This is a genomic window from Sphingobacterium composti, assembly GCF_009829075.1.
Taxonomy (GTDB): Bacteria; Bacteroidota; Bacteroidia; order Sphingobacteriales; family Sphingobacteriaceae; genus Sphingobacterium; species Sphingobacterium composti.
In genome coordinates this window covers 156,115-170,792 of the sequence record NZ_WUQZ01000005.1, presented here as the reverse complement: position 1 = coordinate 170,792, position 14,678 = coordinate 156,115, and the positions used below count along the sequence as shown (strand labels likewise).

The 14,678-nt window shown below is 34.3% G+C and carries 14 protein-coding genes; 8 read left to right on the top strand and 6 right to left on the bottom strand.

Annotated features, from left to right (window positions below; translation table 11 throughout):
- Positions 1-41 precede the first annotated feature (41 nt).
- Both prfH and GOQ17_RS05720 read right to left on the bottom strand, forming a co-directional pair.
- Positions 42-737: a peptide chain release factor H gene (gene prfH, locus GOQ17_RS05725; protein ID WP_159636085.1), complete on the bottom strand. Its 696-nt coding sequence runs from the start codon at positions 735-737 to the stop codon at positions 42-44.
- A gap of 9 nt (positions 738-746) precedes the next feature.
- Positions 747-2,138, bottom strand: coding sequence for an RtcB family protein (locus GOQ17_RS05720; protein ID WP_159636082.1), 1,392 nt, complete (start codon positions 2,136-2,138; stop codon positions 747-749).
- Between the two features lie 97 nt (positions 2,139-2,235).
- Between GOQ17_RS05720 and GOQ17_RS05715 the strand changes: the two genes are divergently transcribed.
- Positions 2,236-2,403 (top strand): hypothetical protein, encoded by a 168-nt coding sequence (locus GOQ17_RS05715; protein WP_159636079.1) that lies wholly within the window; start codon positions 2,236-2,238, stop codon positions 2,401-2,403.
- 296 nt (positions 2,404-2,699) lie between these two features.
- Here GOQ17_RS05715 and GOQ17_RS05710 read toward each other — a convergent pair whose 3' ends face one another.
- The 3 genes from GOQ17_RS05710 to GOQ17_RS05700 all read right to left on the bottom strand — a co-directional run bounded on the left by GOQ17_RS05710 (position 2,700) and on the right by GOQ17_RS05700 (position 4,184).
- Complete coding sequence (locus GOQ17_RS05710) at positions 2,700-2,891, bottom strand: hypothetical protein (RefSeq protein ID WP_159636076.1); 192 nt, start codon at positions 2,889-2,891, stop codon at positions 2,700-2,702.
- A gap of 121 nt (positions 2,892-3,012) precedes the next feature.
- A complete protein-coding gene (locus GOQ17_RS05705; protein ID WP_159636073.1) occupies positions 3,013-3,282 on the bottom strand; it encodes a DUF4342 domain-containing protein in 270 nt (89 codons plus the stop codon).
- Between the two features lie 227 nt (positions 3,283-3,509).
- A complete protein-coding gene (locus tag GOQ17_RS05700) occupies positions 3,510-4,184 on the bottom strand; it encodes a superoxide dismutase (protein ID WP_159636070.1) in 675 nt (224 codons plus the stop codon).
- Positions 4,185-4,400: 216 nt separating this feature from the next.
- On the opposite strand from GOQ17_RS05700, the gene GOQ17_RS05695 reads away from it, so the two are divergent.
- Positions 4,401-5,072, top strand: a complete 672-nt coding sequence (locus tag GOQ17_RS05695; protein WP_159636067.1) for a hypothetical protein — start codon at positions 4,401-4,403, stop codon at positions 5,070-5,072.
- A gap of 118 nt (positions 5,073-5,190) precedes the next feature.
- Here the strand turns inward: GOQ17_RS05695 and GOQ17_RS05690 are convergent, their stop codons facing one another.
- Complete coding sequence (locus tag GOQ17_RS05690; protein WP_159636064.1) at positions 5,191-7,809, bottom strand: valine--tRNA ligase; 2,619 nt, start codon at positions 7,807-7,809, stop codon at positions 5,191-5,193.
- A gap of 143 nt (positions 7,810-7,952) precedes the next feature.
- Here GOQ17_RS05690 and GOQ17_RS05685 point away from each other — a divergent pair, with 143 nt between their 5' ends.
- The 6 genes from GOQ17_RS05685 (at position 7,953) to GOQ17_RS05665 (ending at position 14,591) form a co-directional block, all read left to right on the top strand.
- Positions 7,953-9,830, top strand: coding sequence for an LTA synthase family protein (locus GOQ17_RS05685; RefSeq protein ID WP_159636061.1), 1,878 nt, complete (start codon positions 7,953-7,955; stop codon positions 9,828-9,830).
- Between the two features lies 1 nt (position 9,831).
- The gene (locus tag GOQ17_RS05680) at positions 9,832-11,763 is read left to right on the top strand and encodes an LTA synthase family protein (protein WP_159636058.1); all 1,932 of its coding nucleotides are present in this window, start codon (positions 9,832-9,834) and stop codon (positions 11,761-11,763) included.
- A gap of 267 nt (positions 11,764-12,030) precedes the next feature.
- Positions 12,031-12,588 carry an RNA polymerase sigma factor gene (locus tag GOQ17_RS05675; protein WP_159636055.1) on the top strand — a complete coding sequence of 186 codons (558 nt, stop codon included), beginning with the start codon at positions 12,031-12,033 and terminating at the stop codon, positions 12,586-12,588.
- 299 nt (positions 12,589-12,887) lie between these two features.
- Positions 12,888-13,013, top strand: a complete 126-nt coding sequence (locus GOQ17_RS16490; protein WP_262885574.1) for a hypothetical protein — start codon at positions 12,888-12,890, stop codon at positions 13,011-13,013.
- A gap of 2 nt (positions 13,014-13,015) precedes the next feature.
- Complete coding sequence (locus GOQ17_RS05670; protein ID WP_159636052.1) at positions 13,016-13,231, top strand: hypothetical protein; 216 nt, start codon at positions 13,016-13,018, stop codon at positions 13,229-13,231.
- A gap of 283 nt (positions 13,232-13,514) precedes the next feature.
- Positions 13,515-14,591, top strand: a complete 1,077-nt coding sequence (locus tag GOQ17_RS05665; RefSeq protein WP_159636049.1) for a FecR family protein — start codon at positions 13,515-13,517, stop codon at positions 14,589-14,591.
- Positions 14,592-14,678 lie beyond the last annotated feature (87 nt).

Here is a 14,678-nt window from a genome sequence, read left to right as displayed (position 1 = left end):
CCATCTTTACTGGCAGAATACAAGCGAGTTCGTGTTACAACTTAGGGAAGCGCCGTATACCGAACGGTACGTGCGGTGCTGTGGAAGGTCGGAACGGGAATTAATCCCGTTCCTCCTATCCGATTTTCCACGAACTTGATTCCTTCAAATATTCTAATTGGATTGCCTCGAGCTATCTGAGCTTGATTCATCCAATTTTCATTTGTTTGTTTATCAGTATTAGAATGTTCTATTTGAGCTATTTTCTGTTGAATGCGCTGAATAGCAATTTGTTTATTTTGAAGTTGAGAACGTGTATCCATCACTTGAACTGCTATATTTAATGGTGGATATATAGCTCGTACAGCTGAACTTACTTTATTCACATGTTGCCCCCCCGCACCAGAACTCCGCATAGTTTCAAACTGAATTAACTTTTCATCCAACAAATGTGTTGTTTGTTCTTCAGCTTCTATTACAGCAATAAACCAGTTTTTACGTTTATGATTTTTGCGAATTGGACTTTTACAAATCCATTGAACTGTACCAATCCATCTTTCAGTAAATTCTTGTACGCGAGAACCATTAATTGATAAAATAATGGAACATATAGTTCCATTTTCTTTTTCTAAAGTAATTATTTCAGTTTTCAAATCATATTGCCTTGCTTCATATTGAATTTTGTTAAATACATGCTGTACTGCCAAATTGCATTCTTGTGGACCTCTTCCTGATGTAATTAATAGCTGCTTTTTCATACATTTTTTCTATTTATCCATTCTTACAATTTTAGGCGTGAACGTACCTAAAATATTGACTAATTCGCTTTGTAGAGCAATGACTTTTTTTATGTCTTTATAAGCCATTGGCGATTCATCGACACTTCCACCAATCAATTCTACACCTTTATTTTCAATTTCTTTAAACATCTGGCTTTTAGTAATTGAATTTTTGCAGGCAGCGCGAGACATTAATCTTCCCGCGCCATGTGAAGCTGAATTCAGGCTTAAGATATTGCCTTTACCTTCGATAATATAGCCTTCCGTAGTCATAGAGCCAGGAATAATGCCAAGCACACCATTTTGCGCGGGTGTGGCTCCTTTGCGGTGGACTATGCACTCTTTTCCTCCAATCATTTCTTTCCACGCAAAATTATGGTGGTTTTCGATTTTTGTTAAAGGTTGTTTACCCAATGCTTTTGCAATTCTTCGGTGAATATCATCGTGACAAGCTTTTGCGTAATCACCAGCTAAATTCATTGCTAACCAATATTCCTGTCCATCGTGTGTATTCATATCCAGCCATGCTAAATGTTGGACATTTCGAGGCAATGGGCATTGTTTTGTAGCTAAATAAGTGTAATGCTTCGCAATGTTAGCGCCTAATCCTCTTGAACCTGAGTGTGCCAAGACGGCTATATATTCGCCTTTTGGAATATTTAATGCTTCACTTTCAGTATGAATTTTTACAATGCCGAATTCTACGAAATGATTACCTCCGCCAGATGTACCTAGCTGTTTGAATGCTTTATCTTTGAGACTTTTAAGCAAAGGAATATCCTGAAATTCTTTTCTGTCAAGGATAGGATGGTCACTCTTATGCTTATGAACCTCATTCATTCCAAATTTGGTGTTATCTTTTATGATGTTTGTCAACTGGAATGTTTTTCCATTCAAATAAGTCGCTGGCAAATCGTATATAGATAATGACATGCGGCAACCGATATCTACGCCTACACCATATGGAATAACCGCATTGTCTGTGGCCAATACTCCGCCAATTGGTAGTCCATAGCCACTGTGGGCATCAGGCATCAAGGCACCTCGTATTGCTACTGGCAGTTTTAGTGCATCATACAGTTGCCTTTTGGCTTGTTCATCAATTTCATTTTCTCCAAAAATTGAAAAAGGCGCACGCATACTGTTTAATTGCTGCATACGTATTTCAACTGGCTTGATTAAGGCTTCTGCTATTTTTCCCCAAATGCCGTCACTAATATATTGTTCTGGTGATGATAATACTTCTTTAGCTTCTACTAAAATTCTTTCTTTTTTCTCGCGTTTGCGATAGCGATGAATTTGCCCTAATGCAATATTCACAACATTATTTTGTGGAAAACCTAATTTTATAAGGTCTTTACCTGAGAGTTTACTTCCCATTTGAATTATTTAAATTTTAAAAATTATTCAACATAGAGTTGAATATGTTTTGAATAAATATTCGAGAAATTCTTAAGGTAAAATGATGTTTTTAATCATGAGATTACACATAAAAAAAGCCCGAATTGTCTTCGAGCTTTATATATATTATGATAATATTGAAATTACGATAGGATATAAGCACGAAGAAGGACCTCAGCAAAATCTGTTGCTGATGAAGTCGAATAAGTGGAATTTAGCACACGCATTTTCTTCGTTTTATTAAAGGGTTAAACTTTTTTTGTCAGGACAAATATATTGAGATTAATTTTATAATTGCAAATTATATTTCTGTTTCCATATTAATGTGTTAATAATCTGCAACTTTTGGTTTTATTGTGGCTTATAATTCGATGCCTATAATTATCTTTTAATTACTAGAGTTTTTACTGTATCATTATATATTTTAATTTCAATCAAACTTTCCGACGGAGATCCATTTGTATAATATCCAAAATTGTGAGATTTCCTAATGCCATTAATTTTGTAGGTAAGATAGTAAGAGCCGTCGACTTTTGTAATTTAACTCATATCCAAAATATACTTTTTGGATTCATTAGGTTTTAATGATAGGTATGTTTCGTTCAAGTTTTCGTTTGCTTGAATTTTTAATGAATCGATATCAAATTTTGATTCATTTGTAATATCAAACGAAATCCTACTACAAGAACTTAAAAGTGCAATAACTATTATAAAAGGAATATAATTTTTCATTTTTTAAAGTTTATGTATTGATGAAATTATTGTTGTGATATAAATAAAAAGAAGCCATGCTAAAATATTTGACTAGCATGACTTATGAATTCTAATGATAGAATTATAGTTGATTAACTGTCTATATATTTTCTATTAATTTTGTTTCTTTTTTATGTTCACGTTCAATCGAAATGTTAACTTTGAAGATAACACATAAAATCACTCCAACTATTAATATTACCGGAAAAAGAATCGCAGCAAAAATTACCAATAAAAGTGGAAGGTTAACAATGTTGTTGCCTGATTTGGAAGTTGCTACAAATCTAGAATCATTAATATTCGCGAACAAGCCTTTGATCATATTATTTATTGTGCTTCCGTTGATTGAAAATATTCTTTTAGTTGCCATAATGTTCTTTGTTTAAAATTTATATTTCAAAGATAGAGGCTGTAAGGAAATGAAAGGAGAGGGAATAGGCGTGCTAAGACGAAAAGTCGGTGAGGCTGGGTGTTTTTTCGGTGAAATACTAAAACAAAATCGCCATTTCGAATCATTAAGTTAGCTTGTATATCTACTATTCTAGATTACTCACTGCACGTTGTTGCATTCGAAATGACGATAAAATATTTGTAATATTATTTCTTTAAAGCTTTTTCATAACGAGCTGAAACTTCATCCCAATTAATAATGTTCCAAATCGAAGTTAAATAATCAGCACGTTTGTTTTGGTAACGCAAATAATAAGCATGCTCCCACACATCAAGACCTAAAATAGGTGTGCCTCTCTCTTCCACTACATCCATCAATGGATTGTCTTGATTAGCTGTCGAAGAAACGAATAACTTTCCTGTTTTGTCTACTGACAACCATGACCAACCTGAACCGAATCGTGCTGCTCCAGCAGCGTTGATTTTTTCTTTCAATGCATCTACAGAACCAAAAGTATCATTGATTGCTTTTTCCAATTTAGCAGAAGGTTTTGTATTAGCTTTTGGCGTCAAGATAGACCAAAACAATTCATGGTTATAGTGACCACCGCCATTGTTACGCACTGCTGCAGATTGCTTGCTAATAGAACCTAGAATTGACTCAATACTTTCTTTTTCGGTTGGAGTTCCTGCGATAGCTTTATTTAAATTTGTCGTATAAGCAGCAGCGTGTTTACCATAGTGGATTTCCATTGTTTGCGCATCAATAGCACCTTCTAAAGCATTGAATGCATAAGGAAGAGGCGTTTGCTTGAATTGTGCAAATGTAGCTTGAGAAGCAAATATTGCAGTAGCCAAAAAAGCTGATTTTAATATATTCATAGTATTTGTTTTTGTTTTAAATATAAGATTTGTTGTCTATCAATACAAACTTGGGTTGTTTTATAACAATAATTTAACAAATGAATTTCCTCTTCCAAAATATCTTTAATAAGCGTTTGTAGCATAAATTCAAAGGATATCGTTTTACAATAGAATCCAAAGTTCATCTACCGGATTTATACTTTGAATTTTAAACCCTATAAATTAATTTTTACTATGAAAAAACTAAACTTTTTTTTGTGCTTTTGTGTGTTGACTTGTGTCACTTTTATTAGCTGTTCAAAATCAGATGATGGTTCGGTAATTATTCCGGGTAATGAATCTTACTGGCCTTTTAAAACAGCTAATACTTGGAAGCTGTATAACGACGTAGAAAAGGACACCAATGAAATCAAAATTTTCCATACCGTGAATTTCCAAGGCAAAGATTATTTTAGTTTCATTAATCAAGATGATGAGGTAAGTTATCCTTTGGCAGTACGTGAAGAAAATGGAATTTTTAAAATGTATTACGCCCCCACAGAGCAACAAGATGCTGAAATCGGAGGAGGGGTAATTACGTATATTAATACGACTAAAGCAGTTAATGAGACTTGGACAGAAAATATGACTCTAACTTTCAAATCTTCTATGGGAGATGGGACGCTAACATATACGCACACTGGGCGTATTTTAGAGAAATCTAATAGTGAGTCAATTTATGGTAGGACATATAAGGATGTGATTAAGACTGAATTAATTCAGAAAATAACAAATTCTTTAACGAACGAAATTACGGAAACGAAAGAAGTGTATTGGTTATCAAAAGGTGTGGGGCCGATTAGAGTGATATTTAGTGGTGAAGACTATTCTGATACATATAGCCTGATTGAATATAAGTTAAATTAAGTTGGAATATTATTTCAAGCAAAAATCCTCAGCAAATTTGCTGAGGATTTTTTAATACTCTCTAAGATATATTAACGTTTAGATTTCTCCCTATAGGTCGAAATGACCTGTAGAAATTTTATCCCAAATTCGCTAAGCTTTCTTCTAAGATTTGGATCTTAGCTTCAGCATCTGCTTTTTTGTTTTGTTCGTTTTGTACGATTTCTGATTTTGCATTTTGAACGAAACGTTCGTTTGATAATTTCTTATCTACGGATACTAAGAAACCTTTTAAGTACTCGATTTCCTTTGTTATACGTTCGCGTTCTGCTTCTACGTCAATATTATCAGCAGCCAACTGTACATAACATTCTGTTTTACCAGCTAAGAAGCTTAAAGCACCTGTTACTTTCTCTTGTACGAAAGTCAGTTCAGAAATGTTCGCCAATTTGATAATAGATTCTTGGTATTTCGCAAAATCAATATCGGTGTTGCTAATCGCCAAAGGCAATTCAACTTTTGGCGAAATACCTTTGGAGTTACGTACCGCACGAACCTCCGAAATGATTTGTTGTACTGTCGCAAATTCCTTAATGATGTTCTCGTCAAAAGCAGCTACTTTAGGGTATTCAGCAACGATGATACAATCATTAGCATCGCGAGCTCCGAAAATTTCATCATGGTACAATTCTTCTGTCAAGAAAGGCATGAAAGGATGTGCCAATGCCAATACTTTTTGGAAGAAAGCTTTAACAGTTTCTAATGTTTCGGCTTCTATTGGTTGTTGGTAAGCAGGTTTTACTAATTCCAAGTACCAAGCACAGAAATCATCCCAAATCAATTTGTAAGTTGCCATTAAGGCATCTGACAAACGGTAATTTGCGAAGTGTTCATCGATTTCAGCTACAGCTTGGTTGAAACGGTTTTCAAACCATACAGCCGCAGTTTTTTGCGCTTCAGTAGCTGGCGTATTTGTTGTTTCCCAACCTTTTACCAAACGGAATGCATTCCAGATTTTGTTAGCGAAGTTACGACCTTGCTCACAGTAAGACACGTCAAACATCAAGTCATTTCCGGCAGGAGAAGATAACAACATACCTACACGTACACCATCAGTACCATATTGTTCCATCAACTCGATAGGATCAGGGGAGTTACCCAATGATTTTGACATCTTACGACCTAACTTGTCACGCACGATACCTGTTAAGTATACATTGCGGAAAGGAGGTTTTTGTGTATAATCATGTCCCATAATGATCATACGTGCTACCCAGAAGAATAAAATTTCTGGTGCAGTCACTAAGTCATTCGTCGGGTAGTAATATTTGAAATCTTCATTTTCAGGGTTACGAACACCATCAAAAACGGACATTGGCCATAAGCCTGAAGAGAACCAAGTATCCAATACGTCGTCTTCTTGACGAATACCTGCTGTAGATTTGCCTTGTGCTTCAAACTCTTTGATAGCATCCGCTTCAGTTTTCGCAACAACCCATTCGTTTTTGTCATTGTACCAAGCCGGAATACGTTGTCCCCACCACAATTGACGTGAGATACACCAGTCTTTCACATTTTCCATCCAGTGCTTGTACGAAGCAAAGAATTTTTCAGGAATCAATTTGATGGTGCCGTCTTCAACATATTGTAAAGCTGGTTTTGCTAATTCGTCCATTTTACAGAACCATTGCATCGATAATTTTGGTTCGATAGCAGCATCTGTACGTTCAGAGAAACCAACTTGTGATTTGTAGTCTTCGATTTTCTCGATTTGACCAACTTCTTCTAATAATTTAGCGACTTTTTTACGTGCGATGAAACGATCTTCGCCTACTAATATTTCTGCTTTTTCGTTTAATGTACCATCATCGTTTAAGATGTCGATAACTGGAAGATTGTGTTTTTGACCTAATTCGTAGTCATTCAAATCGTGTGCAGGCGTTACTTTCAAACATCCTGTACCGAATTCCATCTCTACATATTCGTCTTGGATAATCGGAATTTCACGATTTATCAATGGAACGATAACTGTCTTTCCTTTAAGGTGTTGATAGCGTTCATCGTTAGGGTTGATACAGATGGCAGTATCCGCCATAATCGTCTCCGGACGCGTAGTCGCTATGATGATAAATTCATCCGAATCTTTGATTTTATAACGGATGTAATATAATTTTTGATTTACTTCTTTACGGATTACTTCTTCATCAGAAAGGGCTGTTTTACCTTGTGGATCCCAGTTTACCATACGAACACCACGATAGATATAACCATCTTTGTAGAACTTGATGAATGTATCGATAACGGCTTCTGACAAGTCAGGATCCATCGTGAATTTGGTGCGATCCCAATCGCATGAAGCACCTAATTTTTCTAATTGCTTTAGGATGATGCCTCCGTATTTCTCTTTCCATTCCCAAGCATGTTTCAAGAAATCCTCACGAGTCAATGATTTTTTGTCAATTCCTTGTTCTTTCAACATGGCAACGACTTTAGCTTCCGTAGCGATAGAGGCGTGGTCAGTACCCGGTACCCAGCATGCATTTTTACCTTGCATACGTGCACGACGAATCAATACATCTTGGATGGTATTGTTCAACATGTGTCCCATGTGCAACACACCAGTGACGTTTGGTGGAGGCATGACAATTGTGTATGGTTCACGCTCATCTGGTGTAGAACGGAAAAATCCGTTTTCCATCCAGTAAGAATACCATTTTTCTTCTGCTTCTTTCGGATTATAAGTCTTTGCTATACTCATTGTTAAAATTCGTTCAAAAAATTGAAGTACAAAATTACGGAAATAAAGCGATTATTCCTTCAATTATTGTATTAATATCTTACCGCTAAACGACATATTTACACAGAATATTACTTAGTTTTGCTTTTTCATTTGAAGTAAGTATGAATAAAAAGTTAGGTTACTTATCTGCTGTAACTTTTTACCTTAGTTTATTGGTGTATTGGTTGTTGCTTTCTGCAATTGACCGCACGTTATTTCTGTTTTCCGTTTCAGATAAAATTGAACAAACTTTCATCTCTGCATTCTTTGATACATCAATTGCAGGATTTAAGTTAGATTTATCGTTAGCCGGATATTTATTAGCATTGCCATTTCTGTTTTTTATTGTTCAGCATTTCTTTATTCAAAAATCTGTATCAAAATGGTGGTTAAGAGGTTATGTGATGGTGCCGACATTTTTGTTTGCGGCAATTACTGTGTCCAATATTCCATTGTATCAATCTTGGGGAGAGAAAATAAGTAAGCGTGCAATAGGTATGGCGGTTGAAACGCCACAAGGGTTAACAGCTTCGTTGGATTGGACTATCGTAGTACAGGCTGTAGTTGGGTTAATAGTTTTTTTTTGTTTTGCTCATTATTTTTATCATTGGGTAGTTGTTCGCTTTGCAAAATATGTTCCCCTAACTATCGGACAAAAGGTGCTGGTATTTTTGGTTGGTCTGGGTGTCATATTTTCAATGATACGTGGTGGATATGGGCGAGCAAACTTAAATCCTAGTGTAGCTTACTATTCCGAAAGCTCAATATTAAATCATACTGCCGTCAATACCTATTGGGCTTTTCTGAAAGATTTGACAAAAAGTGGTGTTAAGAATCCATACAATTTTATGGATCCATCAGAGTCGGATAGTATTGTTGATTCAATTTTAAAAGCTTATCCAGATAGTATTTCTAAAATTTTGAAAACTGATAACCCAAATGTTGTTGTAATCTTATTAGAAGGGATAGTAGCACAGGTATTTGAGCCATTAGGTGGAGAAAAATCAATTACTCCAGGCATGAATAATTTGATGAGTGAAGGGGTAACCTTTACACGTGCATATGCTGCAGCAGACCGTTCGGACAAAGGTATGATTGCTACTTTTAGTGGATTTCCTGCTCAGGGTTCTGAAAGTATAATTAAATATATCTCGAAGCATGAGAGACTGCCTGCTATTATGCAAGTCTATGATTCCTTAGGTTACTCTACTTCATTTTATCATGGAGGACAGTCTGAATTTTATAATTTCAAATCGTATATGTTGTCACATGGCATTGACCGTGTGGTCGATAACAATAGTTTTGATATAACTACAGAACGTGTATCTTGGGGTGTGTACGACCATGTTGTGGCAAATAGAATGTTAGAGGATTTGAATAAAGATGCTAAGCCATTCTTTTCAATTTTTTATACAGTGGTGAATCACGAACCCTTTGATATGGAGGGTGATTACAAGTTTGGTTCGGATACGAAAGCTAATAAATATAGAAGTACAGTTTATTATACCGATTCGGTGGTAAATGATTTTGTCAAGCGGGCGAAGAAAGAGTCTTGGTACGATAATACTGTTTTTGTGGTTTTGTCAGACCATGCATCGGTTTATCCCTCCGAAAAATTTGATTTATCAATGCCCGATCGTTACCATATCCCATTGTTTTTATTTGGTGGCGCCTTGAAAGATGAATGGAAAGGTAAGAGAATTGATAGCGTCGTAAGTCAATTGGATGTCGCTACTACATTATGGAATTTTGTGAGTGATAAACCATCGCCATTTAAATATTCGAAAGACTTATTTTCAATTAATCGTCCAAATCAAGCTTTTTATAATTCTAATACTACTTTAGGAATCGTCACTAATGATCAAGCAATTTCTTACGATGTGCAAGGGGATAAAGTATCTTTTTATCAGGGATTTGGTACTCAAAATGAAAAGGATAGGTTGATACGAATAGCGAAAGGTTATTATCAATATGTATTTAAAGAATTTCAGCAATATTAAAATGACGCAAATTAGATTAAAAGGCGTATCAAATACATTACTCTTATTGTTTATTCAATTTGTAATTCTTCTTCTTTTATATGCAGGATTGCGAGTAGGTTTTTATATCGCAAATATATTTCTGTTTCCAAATGTCTCTACAGCAGAATTGATTCATATGATGTTGGGAGGGTTGAAATTTGATATTGTCGCAATATTGTACATCAATATACTTTATATATTACTGCAAAGTTTGCCTTTCCCGTTTAAATATAATGAAACCTATCAGAAGGTGTGTAAATGGATTTTTGTGGCTACAAACTCTATCGGCATAGCACTAAATTTAGTTGATTTTGCGTATTATCCTTATACATTAAAACGTACGACAGGAACAGTATTTAGTCAATTTGCAAATGAGGGAAATCTCTTAAAATTAACATACGACTTTCTAATAGATTATTGGTATCTGCTAATACTTTTTGCTTTAATTATATATTCATTGGCTAAAGTATTTGATTTGCTTAAATTGGTTAAAGTTCAAAAAGTCAGTTGGTTATTTTATAGTATTCAAATAGTAGCCTTCTTGTTTACAATTTTCTTATTTATAGGAGGTGTAAGAGGAGGATGGGCGCACAGTACACGTCCAATTACATTGAGTAATGCAGGAGATTATGTAAAGAGTCCAGAAGAAATGAACATAGTTTTGAATACGCCTTTCAGTATGCTGAAAACATTGAAGGCTATTTCCTTAAAGGAGGTTCATTATTTTTCCGATGAAGAATTAGAGAACATATATCCTGTCATTCATCAACCCAAAGACAGCGCTTCATTCAATAAACTCAATGTTGTCGTTTTTATTTTAGAAAGTTTTGGTAAGGAACATATTGGCGCACTCAATCGCGATATTAATAATGGAACTTACAAAGGTTATACGCCATTTTTGGATTCTTTGATAGGAGAGTCCTATACATTCACACGCTCATTTGCGAATGGTCGTAAATCTATTGACGCACTTCCATCGGTTATTACGGGTATTCCGTCAGTTGGTGAACCATTTGTTTTATCGATTTATTCGGGAAATAAAACAACAAGTATTGCGAAGCTGTTACGTGATGAAGGTTATGAAACAGCATTTTTTCATGGTGCTCCGAATGGTAGTATGGGGTTTTCGGCTTATACACAATTAGCGGGCATTGAGCATTACTACGGGAAAAATGAATATAATAATGATGCCGATTTCGACGGTATTTGGGGGATATGGGATGAGCCATTTATGCAATTTATGGCAGATAAAATTGTTGAAATGCCGCAACCTTTTTTTGCAGGTTTCTTCTCTTTGTCGTCACATCACCCATTCAAAGTGCCGGAAAAATATAATGGAAAATTTCCGAAAGGACCATTAGAAGTGCATGAGCCTATTGGCTATACGGATTATGCCCTAAAACAGTTCTTCGCTAAAGCTTCCAAAATGCCTTGGTTTGACAATACTCTATTCGTTATTACAGCAGACCATGCTACAGTTAGTCACTTGCCCGAATACCATACTTCAGCGAATGCGTTTGCTATTCCAATTGTCTTCTATTATCCGGGAGGTGAATTGAAAGGTGAGTCGGATAAATTGATTCAACAGATTGACATTATGCCAACTGTAATGAATTACTTGAATTACCCAAAACCTTATTTTGCTTTTGGTTTTGATGCCTTTGATACGAATCGAAATAACTTTGTCATCAATAATATTGGAGGGGTATATAATCTTTTCAAAGGCGATTATTATATGACTCACGATGGAACGAAAGCAACATCTATTTTCAATCTCCGAGATGATAAATTTTTGAAGAAAGACTTAATTTCAAATACTGAAGTAAAGGATTCTTTGGAGCATACGCTCAAAGCATTTATTCAACAGTATAATTACAAGATGATTCATAATAAGTTGATTGTGAAAGATTAATTATTTGCTGTGCTTAAAAAATAAGTGCTTTCCTATAACTGTTGTAGGTTTTCTGCTACAACAGTAAAACTATATTCTTATGTTTTCTTATAAAGAAATATTTTTGGTTAAATAGGTTTTCGTTAATCTGCAATTTATCCATTTATAAACTTTAGACTAATGTTATTACTTCAATATTGTCATTGTAAGTCTCATTTTTTAAACAATCAAAATTGGTATGGAAAGTTTGTAAGATGTAGTGATTAAGAAATCTGTAATCAAATGTACATGCAGAACAATCAATTAAAGCATCAACTTCTTTGGGAAAAAATAGTTTTAAATAATAAGGATGGTTTTCTTGACTTATATAAAGAGCTATACTATAAATTAGTTAACCATGGCATAAAAATGTGTAATGATGCTGATCTTGCAGCGGAAGCCGTGGATGATGTTTTTGTTTATATCTGGGATAAAAGAGCAACCTTGTCAAGAGTTGAAAATGTCGAAGCTTACCTCATAACCAGTATAAGAAGACGAATTTTACGCCTCCTTAATAAAAAGAAAAAGGCAGATATAGCCTTGAAAAATTCATTTACACTTAATGATTGGTTTGATGAGGGGTATGAAAGTTTTATTATTCAGATGCAAACTGACGAGCTTCTAAAAAAGCGGCTAAAGATTGCTCTAGATAAATTAACTTATCGTCAAAAACAACTTATTTATCTTAAGTTTTTTGAAGAGAATTCCTACGAAGAAATAGCCCAGAAAACCAATCAAACTATCAAAACAGCTTATAATACCATATACGATGCTTTGAAAATATTACGTAAATTTCTAAAAAAATAGATTTTTTAATCAACTAGAAAACAAATTAAACTTTTTTTTAGGAAAAACTATCGCATTTCCGATCATATAAAAAAAATAGGAAAATACTTTTCTATTTCAGCCAATTATAATTAGTATGATCTTTAAGTCTAAAATAGGAGTATACGTAACTATTCTGTACATTTTTGGTATGGAAAAATCAATATTTGCATAAAATAGATCTAATTCAATCTATGGAGCCAGCTTATCAATAAATGCACCTCCGATTGGGTTTAATAGTTTTGATAGCTATATAATATATCTGAGTGAAACTAAAGCCAATGGATTGGCTAGATGAAGAAAAGGAAAAAGGCCGTCAAAGTCTATTCACAAAAGATCAAATGCAAACTTTTATTACCCAAAGAGCTTTGGCCGCTTCCCTTTATTTATCGGAGGAAATTTATTGACAATGGATGATTACTCATATTCCTTATTGACGAATCAAGACATGTTAGCTTATAACCAAAACGGTATAATGGGCGAAAAGGTGTATGCTAAATTTGGAATTGAGGTATGGATTACCCGAAATAAAAATGAGCCTATGAAAGGTTGGATTGGCATTTTCAACAGAACAAATAGCGCTATAAGATCTCAGTTATCAAAATTCGATTTAGTTTTAACGTAATACGTTGGAAGTTATGAATTGGTTGTAAATGAAAATCCTTATGAAATAAAGGACATTTGGAATAATATCTTGTAATATATAAATAGTAGCCCTAATAAATTTGTCGTACAACCAAACGGTGTGATATTCTTGTCTTTCACCGAAAATGGTGACTCATCCCGATAAGTATGTTTGTTTCATAAGTTTAATGTTATTTTTCATTAAAGAATACTTAGTGAAATAAAATGAAAATTTATTTAGGAAAAATTACGTTTTCGAGTCTCTATTTATTAAAAGCCAAATTATGAACGACAAGAAAGGGATGTCAGAAGAGGATTTTTTAATCCAAAATTCATTTCAGCAATATTGTGCAGGAGGTGATGAGGCTTGTATTAAATATTGGGAGAAATATATAGATTCTAATCCTGAGTATAAGGAGCAAATTCTGGAAGCAAGGCGCTTGTATTTTATACTCAATGGCTCAAAGAGACCATTAAATCAAAGTGTAGAAAATTTAGAAGGTAAGATTCTCACTGATATGGTACGGCCTCTTTATAACATCTCATATTGGGGTAAAATCGCAGCTGCCGTCGTAGTCGTTATGAGCATAGGACTTGTGATATATTTTAAACAAAAGAATGAACAACTAGGAACTCAAATTATTGCAGAAAATTCTAATTTATTACCTAAAGTGTATGAAGTTCAAAATGCAGCACGCAAGAAGCTGAAGCTTTCGGATGGAACAGTAGTATTGCTAAATGCAGGTAGTAAACTATTTGTTGGAAAGGATTTTAATAAAAATATTCGTGTGGTAAGACTTGTGGGTGAAGGTTTTTTTGAAGTTGCACATAATAATTCTCCTTTCATTGTGCAGACAAAGGATTTTAATGTAAAAGTTTTAGGTACCAAATTTAATGTAAAATCTTATGATAGTGATTCTTTTTCCGAAGCATCACTAATCTCAGGCTCTGTGCATTTGGAACTTGTTAATCGTAAAAATGAAATTCTGGCTCTAAAGCCAGGGGAAAAACTTGTCGTACGTAATGGGGATGACAATAATGAACTGAAAAGCTCTATCTCTGATGATAAATTGGCTGAAATTAAGTTAACCAAAAATACCATAACAGATAATAATGACATACTAGAAACGGCTTGGACTAAAAATAGACTTGAAATTCATGCGCAAAGATTAGGTGATATTCAAGCTGCTTTAGAACGTTGGTATGATGTACAAATTCAAATCGAGGATACTCAGGTCGGAGATTATGTATTTACAGCCGTATTTACCTCAGAGTCCATAAACGAAGTCTTAAAAGCTTTACAAAAAGCTAAACACTTCAATTTTTCTAAAAAAGATAACACCATTATAATAACTAAATAAACCAAAAAATATGATGCAAAAGCCATTAATAGCGGATATAGAATAAGAGAAGTTCTTTATTCGAAAAAATAAAGAAGGACGACGTTG